This is a genomic window from Xenorhabdus sp. KK7.4, assembly GCF_963876465.1.
GTDB classification, from domain to species: domain Bacteria; phylum Pseudomonadota; class Gammaproteobacteria; order Enterobacterales; family Enterobacteriaceae; genus Xenorhabdus; species Xenorhabdus stockiae.
This window is the reverse complement of the sequence record NZ_CAWNQF010000024.1, coordinates 88,231-109,076: the sequence shown is the minus strand read 5'-3', so window position 1 is coordinate 109,076 and position 20,846 is coordinate 88,231. Positions and strand designations below refer to the sequence as shown.

The 20,846-nt window shown below is 39.9% G+C and carries 12 protein-coding genes; 2 read left to right on the top strand and 10 right to left on the bottom strand.

The window, feature by feature from the left end:
* Window positions 1-13: 13 nt before the first annotated feature.
* Complete coding sequence (locus AACS90_RS04200; protein ID WP_099121829.1) at window positions 14-3,253, bottom strand: non-ribosomal peptide synthetase; 3,240 nt, start codon at window positions 3,251-3,253, stop codon at window positions 14-16.
* Between the two features lie 492 nt (window positions 3,254-3,745).
* Window positions 3,746-5,383 carry a cyclic peptide export ABC transporter gene (locus AACS90_RS04195; protein ID WP_099121828.1) on the bottom strand — a complete coding sequence of 546 codons (1,638 nt, stop codon included), beginning with the start codon at window positions 5,381-5,383 and terminating at the stop codon, window positions 3,746-3,748.
* A 1,160-nt stretch (window positions 5,384-6,543) separates the two neighbouring features.
* Here AACS90_RS04195 and AACS90_RS04190 point away from each other — a divergent pair.
* Window positions 6,544-6,759: a hypothetical protein gene (locus AACS90_RS04190; protein ID WP_099121827.1), complete on the top strand. Its 216-nt coding sequence runs from the start codon at window positions 6,544-6,546 to the stop codon at window positions 6,757-6,759.
* Between the two features lie 146 nt (window positions 6,760-6,905).
* Here the strand turns inward: AACS90_RS04190 and AACS90_RS04185 are convergent, their stop codons facing one another.
* The 5 genes from AACS90_RS04185 to pth form a co-directional block, all read right to left on the bottom strand.
* On the bottom strand, window positions 6,906-9,017 hold the full coding sequence (locus AACS90_RS04185; protein WP_099121826.1) for a peptidase domain-containing ABC transporter: 2,112 nt from the start codon (window positions 9,015-9,017) through the stop codon (window positions 6,906-6,908).
* Window positions 9,014-10,300 carry an HlyD family secretion protein gene (locus tag AACS90_RS04180; protein ID WP_099121846.1) on the bottom strand — a complete coding sequence of 429 codons (1,287 nt, stop codon included), beginning with the start codon at window positions 10,298-10,300 and terminating at the stop codon, window positions 9,014-9,016. The genes AACS90_RS04185 and AACS90_RS04180 overlap by 4 nt, the downstream gene beginning before the upstream one ends.
* A 262-nt stretch (window positions 10,301-10,562) precedes the next feature.
* Window positions 10,563-10,763 (bottom strand): hypothetical protein, encoded by a 201-nt coding sequence (locus tag AACS90_RS04175; protein WP_099121825.1) that lies wholly within the window; start codon window positions 10,761-10,763, stop codon window positions 10,563-10,565.
* Window positions 10,764-11,285: 522 nt separating this feature from the next.
* Entirely contained in the window at window positions 11,286-12,377 is a 1,092-nt protein-coding gene (ychF, locus tag AACS90_RS04170) for a redox-regulated ATPase YchF (RefSeq protein ID WP_099121824.1), read from the bottom strand.
* 144 nt (window positions 12,378-12,521) lie between these two features.
* Window positions 12,522-13,112: an aminoacyl-tRNA hydrolase gene (pth, locus tag AACS90_RS04165; protein WP_099121823.1), complete on the bottom strand. Its 591-nt coding sequence runs from the start codon at window positions 13,110-13,112 to the stop codon at window positions 12,522-12,524.
* A 261-nt stretch (window positions 13,113-13,373) separates the two neighbouring features.
* On the opposite strand from pth, the gene ychH reads away from it, so the two are divergent.
* Window positions 13,374-13,652, top strand: a complete 279-nt coding sequence (gene ychH / locus AACS90_RS04160; RefSeq protein ID WP_099121822.1) for a stress-induced protein YchH — start codon at window positions 13,374-13,376, stop codon at window positions 13,650-13,652.
* A gap of 149 nt (window positions 13,653-13,801) precedes the next feature.
* Here the strand turns inward: ychH and AACS90_RS04155 are convergent, their stop codons facing one another.
* From AACS90_RS04155 to AACS90_RS04145, 3 genes are all read right to left on the bottom strand, one after another.
* A complete protein-coding gene (locus tag AACS90_RS04155) occupies window positions 13,802-15,754 on the bottom strand; it encodes an autotransporter domain-containing protein (protein WP_099121821.1) in 1,953 nt (650 codons plus the stop codon).
* Between the two features lie 242 nt (window positions 15,755-15,996).
* A complete protein-coding gene (locus AACS90_RS04150) occupies window positions 15,997-17,988 on the bottom strand; it encodes an autotransporter outer membrane beta-barrel domain-containing protein (protein WP_099121820.1) in 1,992 nt (663 codons plus the stop codon).
* Window positions 17,989-18,404: 416 nt separating this feature from the next.
* A complete protein-coding gene (locus AACS90_RS04145) occupies window positions 18,405-20,561 on the bottom strand; it encodes an autotransporter domain-containing protein (protein WP_099121819.1) in 2,157 nt (718 codons plus the stop codon).
* Between the last annotated feature and the right edge of the window lie 285 nt (window positions 20,562-20,846).

Genomic DNA, 20,846 nt, shown 5'->3' with positions numbered 1-20,846 from the left:
TCGAGAGCCAGATTTATTCCATCGATTCATAAAGACCCTGTAGGGATCCTGCGTCAAATTGCATTAATTGAGCGTTGATAATGCACTCTTCAAGCTGACTGATTGAGGGGTGTGCAAACAGTTGTTGAATGGAAAGATCAACCTCAAAGATTTCATTAACTTTTGACTGAAGTTGCAGCACCAGAAGCGAGTGCCCGCCGAGTTCAAAGAAGTTGTCATGACGACCGACCCGATCTATTTTCAGTATCGTCCGCCAGATATCTGCCAGTTGTTCTTCGGTTTCCCCTTGTGGTGCTGCATATTCCTGAGAACTGACTGATGAATAGTCCGGAGCAGGCAGTGCATGGCGATCCAGTTTTCCGCTCACTGTCAGCGGGAAAGCCTCCAGCATGACAAAGGCGCTGGGAACCATGTGATCGGGCAGGCTACTACTCAATTGCTCCCGCAGTTCGGAGATGCCTGGTGTGGTGTCTGAGTCAGGAACGATATAAGCAACCAGCCGCGTATCTGCCGTATCATATTCACGGGCAATGACGACGACTTGCTGAACGCCTGCGCACTGAGCCAGACGGGTTTCAATTTCCCCCAGTTCAATGCGGAATCCACGGATCTTGACCTGAAAATCGTTACGGCCCAGATATTCGATATTACCATCTGACATCCAGCGTCCCAGATCGCCGGTTTTATACAGACGAGCGTATGGGTCAGTGACAAAAGGATCAGCTATAAAGCGCTCTGCGGTCAGTTCAGGGCGATTCAGGTAACCGCGGGACACGCCGGAACCACCGATATAAATTTCACCTGTGACTCCCAGAGGAGTGGGCTGGCCATTGGGGTCAAGAATATAGATTTGGGTATTAGCCACCGGTTTGCCGATACTGGGAAGCGGCAGGGAGCTATCCACCGGACAGAAGGTAGCCTGAACAGTACATTCTGTTGGCCCATAGGCATTGATAAAACGGGTTGTTTTTATCTGCTGTAAACGTGACCATACGGCAGGGTGAATGGCTTCCCCGCCAATTAATGCCAGTTTGGGCTGATAACCGGAACTGGTGCCTAAGCCCGTGTTTAACAATCCGTGCAGCTGCACGGGAGTGCAGTCAAACATATCTACTTTATGATGTTCGAAATAACGCCAGAGTTGTGGCCCATCGGTACGGATAGCGTTCGGAATGATGACCAGCGTATGACCGGCAAGCAATTGCGACCAGCTTTGCAACGAGGCATCAAACACGATGCTGGCATTCAGCGCTACGCGACTTGACGGAGCGAGATCGAGCATCAACTGTAACCCGATATGAAGGTTGATGACGTTGTGGTGTTCTACCATGACCCCTTTGGGCTTTCCGGTGGAACCGGAGGTGTAGATCACATACGCAAGATGGTGTGAGTTCAGCCCACATGTACAGTGATCGGGATTTGTATCCGGCATCTGGTTAAAGGGTGATGAATTGCTGTCATCCAGCAGCACGATTGTCGGGGTATTTTCCAGTCGGTCAGTCAGGGAGGATTGGGTGAGCAGCGCGACGGGAGCGGCATCTTCCAGCATATAGGCCAGCCGTTCAGCCGGATAGGCCGGATCGAGCGGAACATAAGCGGCTCCTGCTTTGAGAATACCCAGCAATCCGACTATCATTTCCGGGCCGCGCTCTACACAAATAGCAATCCGGTCATCGGGTTTCACCCCTAACCCAATCAGGTAATGTGCCAGCTGGTTGGCCCGACGATTTAATTCATCATAAGTCAGCTGATTGTCGCCATAAATCAGCGCCATCGCTTCTGGTGTATGGTCAGCCTGTTGCTCGAATAGCTGGTGGATCAGAGCATCTTTCGGGTAGGGGACGTTAGTTGCATTAAAATCACCGAGTACCTGCTGAAGCTGGTGTTCATCCATTAATGGTAAATGGCTAATAACCTGCTGGTCATCATCTGCTATGGCTGCTAATAAAGTGAAAAAATTGTCCATTAGCTGAGTGATAAACTCAGAATCGAACAGCTTGGTATCGTAATGAAAACCGCAATTAATCTGCTGATCAATTTCAATGAGATTGATCATTAAGGGCACAGGCATTTCAGCATAATAAGGATATGGGAAAGAGCGGAGTTCTGCGCCTCCCCAGTTCACTGTGGTGGTACCGCTCTGATCCATCCATAACGATGTCAGGTTACTGACATATCTGGGTTGCTGGAAAGTCATGGTTGTCTGGAAAACTGGATGGGTATCCGCATTGCGCTGTAATTTAATGTGCTCCAGTATTTTCGAAAAAGGGTATTTTTGATGCTCAATTGCCTGACGAATGCTTTTAGCAGCCTGTAATATGTGCTCCTGTACTGTCATCTCACCCTTGATTTGGGCGCGTAAGGCAACCGGATTGATAAATTCACCGACGACTTTGCCCCAGAGAGAGCGGCTACGACCGGGCATGATAGAGCCGACCAAAATATCATCCTGACCTGTATAGCGATGTAGCAGGAGTTGATAAGCAGCCAGAAAAATTGCAAACAGGCTATTATGATATTTTGGTGTCAGTGCAATTAATTTTGCGGCCAGTGTATCGGGGAGTTTACGAGCAACCGTAATTTTATCTGCTACCAAAGAGGGGGCACTGACGCTTGATTTGCTGCTGACGGGTAATTGTAATTCGGTTAACTCACCACTTAGATTATCAACCCAGAATTTCTGTTGTTTTTTTGCATTGTTACTATTAAGCCACTGCTGTTGCCAGATAACATAATCCTGATAACTCCGTTCCGAGGTAGGAGGTAATTCCTGCCCGGTTAAAAGCATGCCGAGTTCTTCCAATAATATCCAATAGGACCAGCCATCAACGGCAATATGGTCAAAGGTTAATACCATGACACATTCCTGATCATGGCATTGATACCAACTAACATAAATACGCAGTGGATTTTCGAGATCGAAGGGATACCAGCAATCATTGTGGACTAGCTGTTGAAGCGTTTCTGCATCCAGATCCCGGGCATCATGTTTTTTGATTGTAATAATTGCATTTTCTGCTATTTGATATCCCAGTTCACCGCCATATTGACCAAAACTAGCCCGTAACATAGGGTGGCGTTTTATCAGATGATTAAGTGCTTCTTCCAATTTTTCAGCAGTTAATCCTCTGACTCTGGCACAAAATGCACTATTATTCTGCCCCCTCTGGGCCGGGTTAATTTGATATTGAAACCAACGGCTGCTTTGTGCTTCAGATAAAGCAAATGGTTTCAATGTTTCAGGATGATTCATTTTATAGCTCCCCTTTTATGGGCATATGGAAAAACAAAATTTTCAGAACTGATAAAACAAAAAAAGTGGAACAGAATTAAAGCCAAAGACATTGGCTAAATAAATTTCAAAGAGATATATTTTCTAATAAGAAAATTAATGTGGCGAAAGTATTACGCAATAAAAAAAATAACAACGATAATATGAGTGGAGTTTTCTAGGAAAGTTATAAATTAATTTCATCTTTATATAAACTGTTTCTTGTCTTTATTATTGAATTTAAGGTAATGGATTATATATTAAATAAAGTTATTTTGCAGAGTGACAGCAACGTTATTGTATATCTAATTTTATTAGAGCCCCGTTGTCTTTCGTGTTGCCGCTATCAATTTTTAATATTAAAGAGCCTTTTAAATAATAATACATAGTTTAAAAAAAAGAGCCTGTTTTAATGAGGCTCTTAAAATGGGCGAGGATATATTTATTATAAATATTTTTTGATCTGGATCATTTTTAGCTAGGATGATGACTACTGGTTTTTATCTCCTTAATATGTCCATCTTCCAATTTAATCACACGTTCTGCAATATCAAAATATGCATCATCATGGCTAATAACAATAACAGTCTTGCCACGGGATTTTAGCTCCGGTAATAACTCAGTATAGAAGATCTTTTTAAATACAGGGTCTTGATCCGCAGCCCATTCGTCAAATAGGTAGATAGGGCGGTCTTCTAAATAAGCAGCAACTAAAGCTAATCTTTTTCTCTGACCAGCGGAAAGATCAGTCGTTGAAAATTGTCCGTCAATAACTTTGACTTTGTGACCCATGTTTAAGGATTCAATATAGTGAGTTGCTTTTTCAGTAACATTCGTACCGGTATTTAATAGTTGATCGAATAGATGATAATTGGAGAAAACGGCCGAAAAATACTGACGATAATGTTCATTATTCGTTTCATCCATTTTGATGCCATTAAGCATGATAGAGCCGGATTCTTGTTCGAACAAACCGACTAATAGCATGGCAAGTGTTGTCTTTCCACTCCCGTTACCGCCGACAATAAAAACTATTTCACCCTGAGAAATAGTCAAGTTCATAGGCCCTAGTTTAAATTCCCGATCTTCTTTGTCAGTGGTGTAGTGGTGAATAATATCTTTTAACTCAAGCGATAATGGCTTTTCGGTTAAAAATGGATCCGGGGAATTAGCCTGCTGCACATACAAAGATTCTTCCAGTTCGTTATCCAGCCGCTTCATTTTTTGTAATGAGACTTCCGCCTGTCTTAATTCAGGAATGGCACCGATAACCTCACTGATAGGGCCAGACAAAAACAGGACAATCAGAGTTACCGTCATTAAAGTTGCCGGTTCCTGAGGCAACCAGATAGGAATGACAAAAATCATCAGGCCGATAACAATATAGAAGATCACAGAGCCGGCATTCAGGACCCAGGCATAGTTATTGTTTGCCTTGATGCAGATCTCTTTAAATTTTAGTGCAGCAGGGGAAATAACTTTATCAATAAATGCATTACCTTTTTGTCTATTGAGTTTCAGTTCTTTGCTGCCATCGATCAGTTGCTGAAAGTTGAGATATATCTTATCTACCTGCTCACGCATTTCTTCCATCAGGCGTATAGGACGTTTTTCCAAAAAATAGAAGAGAGAAGCGGTTACCAGACAGACAATAGCCAAAATGATAAATAGCTGCCATGAAATCCAGGCTAAATAACCGAAACAGGCAATGATAAGTGTGATATTACCAAAAACAGTTGGAGCTAACATAAAAGAGTGGATAAACACATCAACATCTTTAGTCAGAACGGCCAGCAACCCATGTTTCCCAAAGCGGTTCAATTTTTTAAACGGTGCCCGTAATATTTTATTACTCAGGCTTAGACGCAGCGAATAAATGGTTGCCTGAGTCAAATGTGACAACATAATTTCTGATAGTGTTTTCGTAACAAAAAAAAGAATACAGAGACCAAAAAACTTCCAGATAAATGAAGTCAGATTAACCGTTCCTGTAATTCCCTGGCTAATCATACCGACTACTGACGCCCCGGAAAATCCACTGATCAATGCAAATATTGTTGATAGAAGCAGCAATATCCAAGATTGGCGATAAAGATAAACAATTAGAGTCATAAACTAAACCATTATAGGAGGTTATAGGTAATATAAAAAATATACACCAGCCAATGAGACCCGTAATGGTTATTTTTTTCTGGTGAAAATTCAAGGAAGATTTATGAATGAAAATATGAATAAAGTTAAACCGTGATAAATTTCACAGTTCACATATAACGGGTTTTTCCTTAATTATTAGAGGTGGTCTTTTTCCTTAATAGATAGAAGTTATTCTAATGGTGGAGGCTGTTGGATCTTGTTAGTCAGAATGATTAATAAGAACATGGATAAATAGTCACGCTTAGTTACACAATAACATCACTCATAATATGAATATAATGTATCAGAGAAGCGTAGGTGAGAATGATTGATGGAATATTGAGAGTGATTCTAGTTTGGTTAATAAAAATCAATAGTTGATGATTTATTTTTATTTTGAACAAGGAAATAGTAATTCTCTAGAGTATTAATTGCATAATGTAACTGGTAAGGTACGTGATAGTAATAAATGGTGTTAGGTAATCATACATAAGGAATAAAAGGGAAATAAGATGTTTTAGAAGGCGTCATTTTTCATATCCTGTGATTTCTAAATTGTATTTTTGCTATAAAAGATAATAAGTCTTATTTTAAATTAGAGTGCATGTTATATCTGAACCAGTCTCTCTATTTGATTAGAGGACCTGGTTTTTTATGTTATTCAAACAAACCAAGATCCTCTGAGAGGTGGGGTGGTTTTTTTATTATTGTGCTGCTTTATGAAATTCATTAAGTATATACTCTGTTTATATTTTTGATTTAAATTAAAATTTCTAATGTTTTAATGGATGAAGATCACAATAAATTTTCGATGTAATAAGTTAAAATTAAAGTTTATGATTAGATAATCATTGGAAATAAATAATAAATTAAATATTAACTTTAACAATATAATGGTTATTGTTTTTAATTATATATTTTTATGAGTAAAGCATGGAGTCTATTTACTATGGTTAAGAATGTGATAATTGCTATATTAATAGCAAAGCGGTTTAATAAAAGTTAATGTTGAGTAATATATGGTAATGACGTAGCAGAGATGAAACTATGAATAAGAGTATTAATTCTACATTGTGGTTTTTAAGGCTAATAATGTTTTAATCGTTGAAGTAAGTATCCTAATTATAATGAGGTAATATATGAAAGAGTTAAATCAAAAAGAAATGGAGCAAGTCGCTGGTGCTGGCTGGAAAGAGTTCGCTGAAGGGCTTGTTGGTGTGTTTGAAAAAGTAGGTGAAAGCATAGTAGACGGCTTGGAAGAGGCGGGTATTCTCTCTAAAGAGACGGGAGATAATATTAAGGGAACTATGAAAAAAGGTGCAGAATTCGTAGACTCAGTTATTGATAATGTTTAATTAATTATTCATATGGCAAGATCCACCCATTCTATTTTATTAGAGTGGGTGGTTTTTTATAGGCCACAAATTATTACTCTACAGAGTAAAAAAATCTTTTCTTGCCAGATTACTCTGGGACATTATAAATATTTTTCCAGATGGGGTTATTGGGAATCCCCAGAGATAGAAATTACACGCTCTGCTGATTGAATAGTTGAGGGTCTGTGCGCAATGATAATTCGGGTGATTTTTAATGAGGATACTGACTCATTAATATATGACTCATTATCTAAATCCAGATGGCTGGTTGCCTCATCCATAAATAGGATGCTTGGGCGACGATACAGCGCTCTTGCAATCAATAGCCGTTGTATTTGACCACCTGATAATCCATTACCTAACTCACCAATCAGTGTTTCATATCCCATTGGCATCAATAAAATATCATCATGAATATTTGCACGTTTAGCGCATTCCTGAATGAAGTGTACATCTGGTGAGTGGGTAAACCCGGATATATTTTCTGCGATAGAACCGGAAAGTAATTTATCATCCTGTAAAACACAGGCAATACATTTTCGGTAGTTATTTAAACCAATAATATTAATATCAAGCCCATTCATTAGAATTGTACCCTTATTGGGCTCTAACAAACCACTCATGAGCTTCATTAATGTCGTTTTTCCGGCCCCGGACGGACCAACAATGGCGATACTTTCTCCCGCATTAATATGGAGATTAAAACCAGAAATAATCGGCTTTGATAAACTATCATATTGATAATGTAAATCATGGATGGTTAAATTAACCGCTTTTCCTGAAAAACCGAGATCCCTATCTGGCGTTTCTTTCTCTGTGTCAGTAAGTACGATATCGGCAATCCTTTCATTATGTAAGTTTAACATGCGTAATTTCATTGCCATATCAATTAAATTACTGGCTCTGTCAGCAAATTGTCCACGATATGAATTAAACGCGACAAACATCCCAAGTGTCATATGATTATCTATAACTAATGATGCTCCTAACCACAAAATGATAATTTGCTCACTCGTGGAAATAAAAGCCTTAACAATATTAAAAATGGAGCCTATCTTGTTAAGTCTGGTATTTGAATTAAGCGTATCAATATTCAGATTTAACCAGGATTTTGCCCGGCTATCACATAGTCCAAGTGCCTTTAATGTATTAATGCTATATAATGTTTCCATAAAATGAGAATTGGCTCTGGCATCTTTAACTATCTGTTCTTCAGAGAGCTGTCTGAAATATTGGTAGGTTATAAATCTTATGAAGATATAAATGATAGTAAACCCTAATACAACCCAAACGAGCCAGTTACCATAAAGCAGCATCATAATGAAAACGCTAACCAGCATAATAGTATCAATAATGCTGTTAATAACATTTTGAGTGAAAGTTGTCCGTATTACACTGAGTGAGCCAAAGCGGGACTGAATATCACCTAATTTACGTTTTTCAAAGTATGCTAAAGGTAATTTCATTAAATGATCAAATACACCGGATTTCCATTGTACATCCACAAATGCTTCCATAGTAATGGATGTCCAGCTACGCAATGTGGATACACTGACTCTAAATAAAATGAAAAAGAGTAGACCATAGCAAATAATCTTCAGAAGGCTATGATCCTGAGCGATGATGACATGGTCCATTATTAATTGGGTTCCGACAGGCAAGAGTATATTAATTGCTTCTATAACCAGAGATAAGAAAAATATTTTACTCAGTGTCGATTTAATTCCCTGAATATTAGTCAGCAAGGAGATAATGCGTAATTTATTTTGTTTTTTTATCGGAACAAATTCACTACCTGGCCATACTTCTAATGCAATGCCAGTAAAGTGTTTGGATACCTCCGCAAAAGTCATCACACGTTGCCCGAATGCTGGGTCATGAATAGTGACTTTATTTTTTTTTACATTAACCAGAACGACAAAATGATTCATGTCCCAATGTAAAATACAGGGGGTTTTTAATGCTTGAAGCTCATCAAGCTCCAGTGCTACAGCTCTGGTTTTGAACTTAAGGATAGTGGCAATATTGATCAGTGTTGTCAGTGTTACGCCGCGGGTAGAAATCCCGAATTGGCTACGTAGGCTGGATAAATCAATTTGTAGCCCATGATAATGAAATACCATTGCTAAACTGGCTAATCCACATTCGGCCGCTTCGGTTTGCAAAATTTTAGGAACTCTTCTTCTGAATCCTAGATTTAATCTTTCGGTGATAGTTTCAAAAGAGGTTTTATTCATTTTTGAGGGCCTGTTAATGTTTTTTTCATGTCATAGAATGGTGAGAACATCCACTGATAAAGTGGTCTTTTTTCAAGGAAAAAGGTCGATTGAGCTTTCATTCCGTTGGATAAATATAATTTTCTTCCATTATAATTGAACTGTTCTTTCTTCAGGCCAACCAGAACTTTATAATATGATTCGGTTTTATCTCCGGGGACATTTACTGGTGAACTTCTGTAATGAGACATTTCTTGAGCAGTGGCAGGAATATAAGAAATATTATTGATGTCCCCTGAAAATTGGCCAAACTTTTCAAATGGGAAAGCATCGTAGCGTATATTAATACCATCGCCTTTTTTGATATAAGGTAAGCTGCTATTAGGAACCCACAAAATTAAATAATAAGTTGGCTTTACATTATCTGGGCTTACCTGAACTAAATTATCATTTGTGACAACCATTTGACCATCGGTAAAATTCAGGGATTCAATCCGCCCATCAATAGGAGAAGTAACAAATATCGATCCGCTGACATTCATTTCAGTTAATTTTTGTTTTAAATCATCCTGCTGGATTTTATATTGTGAAATCTGTTTATCAAAATCGGCTTTTTGTAGCATGATGTCACTATTCAGACTGGTGATTTTTAATGAATCGCTGATGTATTGGCTATAGAGGTTTTGATACATATTTTGTTGCTGGTAATAAGAGTAACCGTAGTTATTAAACTGATCTTTTGTAATAAGCCCCCGTTCCTGGTAAGTTTTATAGTTCTTCATGTTTTCTTTTGCAAAATCAACACCTTGCCGTGCATTTTCTACAATAATCCTGTCTTTTTCATGCGATAGCTCATACTGATTTTTTTGTTCCTCAAGGCTGGCTAAAGTAACGCTTTTATTATGTTCGAGGTTTTCAATGATTTTGTTTATTTGTGTTAGCTGGTTTTTGAGGGAGTTTTGCGCGTTGGTGCTGGTTTTACCGGATTCGGTCACTTGACTAATATCAACCTGATAAATTTTCTGACCTTTTTTTACGATATCACCGACTTTAACAAATGATTTTAAGATAAAGCCTTGTTGAGAAGCTAAAATATTTATTGGGTGAGGATTAGTGATGACTTCGCCATAAACATTAATACGTCTTGCATAATTTCCAAAAGTAATAAAAAGAAACAAAATAGTCAGAAAAATGATTGAAGCAACACAAATAATCCATGCAGGAACTTTTGCTATTAATATTGCCTTACCCGTCCATCTGGATTTTTTATTATCTAAGGCTTCTTGCCTAAATAACTTATTCATAGCAGTCATTTATGGTTAATCTTCATGTTTTATTTGATTGAAATGTTCCTGAATGTAACTAAAAGCTGCCATTTATCAGGTAATGTCAGTGGAGTGGCGGATTTGATACTATCTTACTGTAATATAGGTAACCTGAATGTTACTTAAACCATTAATGAGGTTTCCGGGGCTTAATGCGGGAACTATTTAATATAAGATAGTTAAGGGGAAACCCGGAAGGAAAGAGTTCCTTCCAGAATGAATTAATGATGTTGATAGAGTATTAGTTAAATATATTACCAATCCTATCAACTAAACCTAAGTATGCTGTTTTTAATTTGCGTAATTGATAAGCATCTGTATATTTCCAGTCAGGGCTCCAATTCTCGCTACTAAAACTACATATATTTAATTCACCAAGCTCTTTTTGCAATTCTTCGATTTGTTGATGGACAGAAGTACTTGAAGCAAGGCTCTTGCCCATCCCTTGACCGTTCCAGCGGAATACGGGATTGGGATAAGTACTGAATCACCATTTGACTCCAACATGGGTAATACTTTCATAAATGAACTGAATGCGCTGTAATTATGCCCGCCATAAGTACAGATGTCTGTTTTGTAAACGGTTCCTGGATGGGGTTTAGGATTAACCTGATCGATTTTTGTGGTTACTGAGCGTTTACCATTGATTAGTAACTTAAGTTTGCAAGAGTCCAGTGTGTAATAAATATTACTTAATAAGGTAAGTAATATAAAGTTTAATTATCAGATGAATTAAAAGAATGACTGTTATTTGTTGATAATCTTAAGTTTATAAAATGGTAAGCGGCAAAGGAAAAATAATTTTAAAGACTAAATGTTATGAGGACTAAATATTTAGCCAGTAGTAAAAAGAGGGTTTTGGTAATTTTTTTAGTGCGGCGCTGAATATGTTTATGATATCAACGCCGCCTTCATATTAAAACTCGCCAGTTACGAGTTGTTCCACTGAAGTGGAAGGAGATAGTTACACGTTAAACAGGAAGTTCATTACATCGCCATCTTTAACGATATATTCTTTTCCTTCCGCACGCATTTTGCCTGCTTCTTTTGCACCTTGTTCACCTTTATAGGTGATGAAATCTTCAAATGCGATAGTCTGGGCACGGATAAATCCTTTTTCAAAATCAGTATGGATTTTACCCGCTGCTTGTGGTGCAGTTGCGCCTACCGGAATTGTCCATGCGCGGACTTCTTTCACACCTGCGGTGAAATAGGTTTGCAGATTCAACAGTTCGTACCCGGCGCGAATAACACGGTTCAGGCCCGGTTCTTCCAGCCCCATTTCAGCCATAAATTCTTCACGGTCTTCATCTTCCAGTTCTGCGATATCTGCTTCAATTGCAGCACAAACAGGAACAACCACAGAGCCTTCCTGCGCAGCAATGGCACGAACGGTGTCAAGATGTGGGTTGTTTTCAAAACCATCCTCATTGACGTTAGCAATGTACATTGTTGGTTTCAGGGTCAGGAAGCTCAGGTAACGAATAGCGGCTTTCTCTTCCACACTCAGATCTAAAGCACGCAACATGCCTGCCTGTTCAAGGTGTGGAAGACATTTTTCCAGCGCGGCTAATTCAGTTTTAGCGTCTTTATCGCCACCTTTGGCTTTTTTCTGGACGCGCTGGATAGCACGCTCACAGGTTTCCAGATCTGACAGGGCCAGTTCAGTATTGATAACGTCAATATCAGCCGCAGGATCAACCTGACCGGAAACGTGTATGATATTGTCATTGTCGAAGCAACGTACAACGTGACCAATCGCTTCAGTTTCACGAATGTTGGTCAGGAACTGGTTACCCAGACCTTCGCCTTTTGACGCGCCTTTTACCAGACCGGCAATATCCACAAATTCCATTGTGGTTGGCAGAATGCGCTGTGGTTTAACAATTTCAGCCAGCTTGTCGAGGCGTGGATCCGGCATCGGAACAACACCGGTATTTGGCTCGATAGTGCAGAAAGGGAAGTTTGCTGCTTCGATACCTGCTTTGGTTAACGCATTGAATAATGTAGATTTACCGACGTTAGGCAGGCCAACGATACCGCATTTGAATCCCATAAATTTATCACCTTTGATTACTTATACACCAACAATGAAGATGCTCTTTGTCTGGCTGAAAAGCCATAGGGCATAACCTGTCGGTGAGTTATATAAAATTGGCGCCATTATACACGCAATAGCATCACGTGCCATGTACTCCCGTCAGGCACTGGCTTTAAATGCGTGCAGGCGGTTAATGGCTTTGCTCATGCCATCTTTCATAAGAATATCAGTACAGCTTAATGCTTCAGCGATAGCATCATCAATCAGCTTTTGTTCACCGACCGGTGGCTTGCCAAGTACAAATCCCACAACTTTGTTTTTATCACCCGGATGGCCGATACCAATCCTCAGACGATGGAAATTAGGATTATTACCAAATTTGTTCTGGATATCTTTCAGTCCGTTATGCCCGCCATTACTGCCGCCCAGCTTCATTTTTGCCACACCCGGCGGGAGATCAAGCTCATCATGTGCAACCAGAATTTCATCCGGCTGGATACGGTAAAACCCAGCCAGGGCAAGAACAGACTTACCACTGAGGTTCATGAATGTCGTTGGCACCAGTAGGCGGACATCTTGCCCGTTCATATTAATGCGAGCGGTATAACCGAAAAATTTACTTTCTTCTTTTAAAGACTGGTTATGGCGCTGTGCTAATAAATCGACAAACCATGCTCCTGCATTATGACGGGTTTGAGCATATTCAGCCCCGGGGTTTGCCAGACCAACGATTAATTTTATGTTACTCACAGTTTGGTTTCGCTTATTGGCATTAATGTATTAAAAAAAGAGGCCTAGTTTACCTGCCTCAGAGCTTGAGTACAAAATTGATTATGATATTAGATAATAGGATGTCGGTATTAAAAATAAGTTAAAATTTGCACAGCTTGTGATCACTGGCGCAATAACCTTTTTAATACTATGGCTATAATAACTAGGAGGCATCCGCTTTCGTGCTTTTGAGTTCGTTTGTAAACAAATTACGTTCACAAAAAGTATTGGAGGTTGGCTATGGGACGTAAAAAAGCGTTTATTCTGGGCAATATTTTTATGGGATTAGGTATGGCTGGGATGCTTATTAGTCTAGCCTATGTCTTGCTCAGCCATATATTTAGTATCAAGGAATCTGAATTTTTTGCGGGAGTTGCACTGGTAGGGTTATTTGTCGGTGCACTTATTTGGTTGGGTGGCGCTAGTCTTGGAGGGCGGGAGCATATTACGGATAAGTATTGGTGGTTGAAAAATCATGATGAGCGCTATCGTCGCAAAAAACAACATAAGCATTCGTAATTTTATTAAGATATATTTATATTTTGATATAACGCTATTATTAGCATTGCACACAATATAACACGGGTATTTTGTTAGCTGGGTTATTAACATATTTCAGTTATTTCAAGTTGCAGCTGATAACGCTGCAACTTGAAAGGTAATGAATCTTAGAATATTGCATTAATTCCCAGACTGAAATTATAGTCAGGCTCCTCACCGCTACCTTCATTACGGGTTACAGTAATAAAACTATGTAGGTTATTGACCAGTCCCATATTCATCCCAAGGGTATATTGCCGCCAGTTTTTGCTCCGTTTACTACTTTCTATTACAAAGGAAGTTTTGGTGGCATTAATAGCACTACGTATTTTGGTGCTGAGATCCCCGAACTGGCGATTAAACTGAACAGAAGCATAAGGATTAAAGCGACCTAACTGAGTGTCTACACGCCAGCCCAGTGTACCAACTTCAGACGTATATCTCTGACCAGAAAAGTGCATGGATGTACTGTTATTTTCGTGTTCACGATAACCATTAACATCACCTTTATCCCAGATAAACTGCACAATCGGGCTGGTAGTGATGACTTCAGTCACAGGAATATTCCAGTTGGCAGTAATGCGGGCACCCCATTGTTTACCCAATGTTGAACCAATTTCTCTACGGGTAGCTTCACCAAGCTCAATATTACGGATCAGGCTATCGTAATTTATATGCGAATAGTGGAGATCACCACTCAGCCACGCGTTGCCATAGAGATTCCACAGTCCGTAAGCGATAACAGTATGTCCCAGCCCTTCATAGGTGAAGCTGGAAGCGAGAGTTCGTTCATCCTCGTAGTGAGAATAGAGCGCTCCCAGTAATAGATTATCTGTCAGCTGGTAGTCACTACCCAACGTGAAGCTATCATTACCGCTATGTGTATAACCGCCAAATACGCCGATTTTTCCCGGTGTATTACCGGCATCGCGGAGCTGCTGTAAGTGGCCATCAAGGAATGAACGAACACCTTTGACCGGGAGTTGATTGACACTAGTTAGTGATGCCACAAGGAATGGTGCAGTATAGATTGAGGTAATGTATTGACCGGTGACATGATGAACATATGGGGTCGGGTGGAAGCCATCAGAGAATAAGAATTCTTTGTCTTTATCAAAATTTGTATCTTGTGAAGAACACTGATCAGCAAGTTCTCCCTGAGGGCAAGGGTAACCTAATGTATTCTGAATACCGTATGCATAGGGGTTTTCCATGACTTCGCGTAGTAGAGCATTAATATCAGCACGCAGGATATTGCCATGACTTTGACTGATTTTATCATCTACCTGTTTGTTATAACTATCGGTGAATTCGGTGGCTTTTTGGCGGTATTTGTTATAAGCATACTTCAGTAATGTTACATCTATTCCAGACTTTTTTGCCAATTCTTCAAGGAGTTTATTAATCGCCATTTCACGGGCTTCACCGCTGGGAATATCGTGTTTATTAACCTCCTGGCGGATCTTTTCTAATATTTCTTTAATCTGCTCCGGAGTTTTGCCCATGGTGACTAATTCCTTTTCAACCAATGTTTCCATAAGTTTGGGCGTTGTTCCCACATCAGGAACGGTTGGTACGATGATTAGTCCGGCTCCGGCTTTGACCAGCGTGTTGATTTGGTTTGATGTGGCATTTGCACTGGCATCAACAATTTCATGTGATTTTTTAGAATCATCCGACATAATATTATAAGCTTGTAAAGCAGCAGTCATGTCATTACCACCGACCCAATGAATATAGATACCATTTGGATCGGCTTTTCCTCCGTGTTGTTTAAGATAATTATCCAGCTGCTTTTCTGTTGTATCCTGGTGTTTTGGCATCGGCAGTGCGGTTGCACCTCCTTCAGCGTAGTTAGTTCCGTTTTTCTTGGAAGGAGTTAAGTCTTTACCGGTAATGTGGCGGCTCACATATTCATCATACAGTTCACTATTTGCTCCGTCGGTTGTATAACGTCCTTTATTCCCGCCGTCACTCAGACTATCGCCGAAGACATAGGTAGTATCATAAGCATATGAATTTGTAATGAAACTGGATAAAAGTAGTGTTGTAGTTGATATTCCGAAAAGTATTTTTTTCATTGGAGTTCTCCAGAGAACGTAACCATTGCTTTCCTCTCAGCTCTTATCCCCCCGATATTGTTGGATTAAGAGTTGACTCCTTATATTCCCTGATAATTTCAATATGATATTACTTCTGGTTACTTATACGAAAAATCAACGTGATGCGGATGTATGTATATAGAAAGAGAAAATGTGACGGAAAAAGAAAAGCGCAAGGGAGAGATTCTTTCCCCGTGCGCTTTATTTTTTACGACATCAAATCAGAAGCGGGAGCTAACACCCAGACTGAAATTGTAGTTTGGATCCTGTGAGCTGCCTTCATTACGGGTAACGGAAGCAAAACCATGGATATTACCGAACAGATTGGCGTTCGCACCTATAGTATATTGACGCCAGTCTTTGCTCTGTTTACTGCTATCCGTAACAAACGATGTTTTGGTTGATAGAATAGCACTGCGCAGTTTGTACTGGGTATCACCGAACTGGTGATTAAACTGAATAGATGCATATGGGTTGAAACGACCCAGTTGGGTATCTACACGCCAGCCCAGTGTCCCGACTTTAGAGGTGTAATTTTGGTCACTGAAACGCATGGCAGAACTGTTATTGCCGGATTCGTGATAGCCTTTAACATCACCTTTATCCCAGCTGAACTGCACAATCGGACTAGTGGTGACGATATCAGTGACAGGAATATCCCAGTTAGCGGTAAGGCGGGCACCCCATTGTTTACCGGTGGTTGAGCCTGTTTCTTTGCGGTTTGCCTGACCAAGCTGGATACTACGGGTCAGGCTATCGTAATTGATACGGGCATAGTGAATATCACCACTCAACCATGCGTTATCAAAGAGATTCCACTGTGCATAACCGGTTGCCACATGCCCATTTCCTTCGTAAGTAAAGTTAGAAACAGGGGAACGATCAAATTTGTTGTTGGAGTACAGAGCGCCCAGTAAAAAGTTTTCCGCCAGTTGGTAATCGCCGCCTAACGTAAAGGAATCATGACGGTTATCGGTATAGCTACTGAAAACCCCAAATTTCCCCTGTTCATTGCCGGTATGGCGTAGCTGTTGCAGATGACCATCAAGGGAGGCACGGGTGCCTTTGACCGGGGTGCGGTTGACCTGATTCAGTGTCATAACCTGGGATGGGGCGATAAGGGTGGATACTATATATTGGCCCATAATTTTGTGTGCTAATGGTGATGGGTGGAAATTGTCAGAGAATATAAACTCTTTGCGTTTATCAAAGTCAGCATCTTCAGACTTGCAGTAACGGGAGCTTTTACCTACGGTACAGGAATAACCAAGATTATTATTAAAACCATAACTAAATGGATTATCGATAACTTCATGCAATAGACCGTAGATATCGGCACGTAGAATATTGCCGTTATTTGCGCTGATTTTATCATCCACTATCTTGTTATAATCTTTAGTGTACTTTGTTGCGAGCATACTGGCTTTGGAATATCCCTCAGTCAGATTTTTTTTTACTTTTTCAGCGTCTAAATTAAAGTCTTTACTGGCTTTTTGAGCCAGAGAATCAAAGACTTTTTGGAGAGCCAGATGACGTGCTTCACCATTAGGGAGATCAGCATCATTAATATCTGAGTGAACTTTACCTAAAGTTCCTTTTATAATAACTTTAATTTTGTCCTCTGATATTCCTTTATTTTTTAACTCTTTTTCCAATCCCATTGTTAAAACTTCGTCTAACACTCTAGGAGCCATACCAACATCAGGAATGGTTGGTGCAATGATTAACCCAACTCCTGCATCCACCAGTTGGTTAATCTGCCCTGCAGCTGCTTCTGCACTCTCTATAAGCTCACTATATGCTTTATTGGGATCGCCTAAAGTATTTTGTAACGTTTGAGCAATATCGTTCCCACCTATCCAGTGTATAAAGATAGCATTAGGATCTACGCAATTATTATTTCTCAGAACGTCTTTGAGCTGGTTATCTGTTGTATTATCAGGATTTTTAGGATTCAACTTACTGATAGCTGTTGCACCACCTACTGCAAGATTGGTGCCACCATGTTTTGAACTAAAGTGGTCTTGGTTAAGTGATACCCGAGAAACATATTGGCTATACACTTCTTTTTGGTCAGAGGTGTAGACTCCATTATTTCCACTATCGCTTAAACTATTTCCATTCGTACAAAGAATATTAAAAGACTGAGCATTAGCAATGGTGCTGACTGAAAGCGCTAATAGGGCAGGTGCAAATAAAAAAGCTTTTTTCACTGGTATTCTCCATAAATAGTTTTTGTTATTTATCAGTTCCCCAATTTTTTTAATGACGAAGTCTGAGCAATGCCTTTTCGGAAGTTTTGAGGTGCTGACAGGTTAAATATTTTGTGATTTCCATCAAGTTGTTAACCATCTGATAACAATTGACTAAATTAGAGTATGTTCAAACGTAAAAAATAATCCATATCACATTGAATTATTTGTAAATAATGTGATGTCTGACCAGTGTGTCTGAAATAATTAACCCAGTATATTTATATTATTTCAGTGTTAAGTTTTATGCGGGTTTAGGCTGAAGAAGGGATTTGAAGGGGATGAAAAAATGCAGGGCACAACATTGTTGCCCTGCATTTTTAATTAATCAGCTGATTAAAATTAATCGACTTCTATCGTGTTTATTGCCTACAAAATCAGAAGCTGGCGTTGATACCTAAGCTGAAATCATAGTTAGCATCTTGTGCACTGCCTTCATTACGGGTGACGGATGCAAAACCGCGTACGTTACCGAACAGATTAGCATTTGCACCTACAGTATATTGACGCCAGTCTTTGCTCTGTTTGCCACTATCCACAACAAACGATGTTTGGGTAGAGTTAATGGCACTGCGCATTTTAGACTGGGTATCGCCGAACTGGTGGTTAAACTGAACAGACGCATATGGGTTGAAACGACCCAGCTGAGTATCTACACGCCAGCCCAGAGTAGCGATTTTAGAGGTGTAACTCTGGTCACTGAAGTGCATAGAAGAACTTTCATTACCGGATTCACGATAGCCTTTAACATCACCTTTATCCCAGCTGAACTGCACAATCGGGCTGGTGGTAACAATGTTGGTAACTGGGATATCCCAGTTGGCAGTAAGACGGGCACCCCATTGTCTACCTGTAGTTGAGCCTACTTCTCTGCGAGTTGCCTGACCCAGTTGGATGCTACGGGTTAAGCTGTCGTAATTGATGTCCGCATAGTGGAGATCACCACTTAGCCATGCTTTGTTAAATACGTTCCACAAGCCATAGGCAGTGGCAACATGTGCATCACTTTGATAAGAGAAGTTAGAGGTCGGTGAACGCTCAGTATTATCATTAGAGTACAGGGCACCCAGTAACAAACGCTCTGTTAACTGATAATCGCCACCTAAAGTAAAGGTGGTATTACGGCCGCCGCTATAGCCACCGAATACACCTGTTTTCCCTTGCTCATTACCACCGCTGCGCAGTTGTTGCAGATGACCATCAAGGGAAGCCCGCGTACCTTTAACCGGAGCACGGTTGACCTGATTCAGGGTCATAACCTGTGATGGGGCAATATAGATGGATTCTATATATTGGCCCATAATTTTGTGTGCTAGTGGAGTTGGGTGGAATTGATCAGCGAATAAAAATTCTCTGATATTATTGAATTCAGGATTATCCTTTCCGTCTATTTTAGAAACACATTCACTGGCTGACTGTCCCTGAGGGCAGGCATAACCTAATGTATTTTGAATACCATAACTATAAGGATTGTCGATCACTTCCTTTAGCAGACCGTTGATATCGGCACGCAGGATATTGCCCTTGCTCTCGCTGATTTGTTTATCCACTAATTCGTTATAAGCATCGGTGAGTTTTGTTGCACCTTCACTTGCATCACCATAGGCGGTAATAAGTTGTTTATATAACTCTTCGGTTTTAGTGTTGATTTCAGCCTCAACTTTAGCTTTTTCCTCTGGAGTTGCGGCCTTGTCCATATCAGCTTGAGCTGATTTTGCGGCTGCCTTTGCGGCAACTACTTTCAAGGTGCCTTCAAGAACTTTATCACGGAAAACACCAGAAGGGGTTTCGTATCTATTAATACCATCATGGACTAATGTTAAGGTTTCTTTTGTTGTTTTGTTAATTTCGTTTGCAATTGCTGTTTTTTTATCAGCTTCTTCATTGTTTTTTGGTGGTTCGACAAAAGTGTTAGGATCAATATGGTTAGCCGCTAAAACCTGATTAAAAACTGCTTGGCTAAGTAATGTTTCTAACATTCTTGGAGTAGTGCCGACATCAGGCACAGTTGGCGCTATGACCAAGCCGGCGCCAGCGTTCACCAATTGAGTGATCTGCCTTGATGCTTCTGTAGCACTTTTCCCGACAATGTCATACGATTCAGAAGGGTCCTTCGGATTTTTACTTCCTGCGATTAATGCTGCTGCAAGATCATTCCCACCTACCCAATGGATATAGATTCCATTAGAGTCAGCCTGTTGATTATGCTGTGCCAAATACTGACTTACTTGTTCCTTAGTCCCAAGACCACGCTCACTATATTCTTTAAGAGCTGTCGAGCCTGCTTGTGAATAGTTGGTGCCGCCTTCTTCACTGGAGGGTTTTAATTCGATATTTGCAAGTTTTTTAGCAAGATATTCATTATAAAGCTGGCTAGTTTTTCCATCCGTGGTGAAACGTTCTACACCTTTAGTATTTCCAGTATCACTCAAACTATCGCCAAAAACATAAAGATTGTCATAAGCATGGGCATTAGAAATGGTGCTGATTGAAAGTGCTAACAGTGCTGGTGTGAATAAAAATGCCTTTTTCATTAGCATTATCCTTACTTAAATAGTTTTTATTTATCAGCAACATCGGCTTTTTTTAATGGCAAAGCCTAAGCGACGCCTCTTCATAAGTTTGAAGGTGCTGATAGGTTGAATATGTCTGATTGATATCTGGCTGGTCAGATCAATAATCTATGGGGAACAACTTTTCTGGATTGAATGGTGTTTCCTGTCTGAGTAGTCCAAATGAGCCTGAAATTTATCTCATCAGATAATCTTAATTTTTTCGATGAAAAATATTTACTAACATAACTGTTGTTTTTTTTAAGG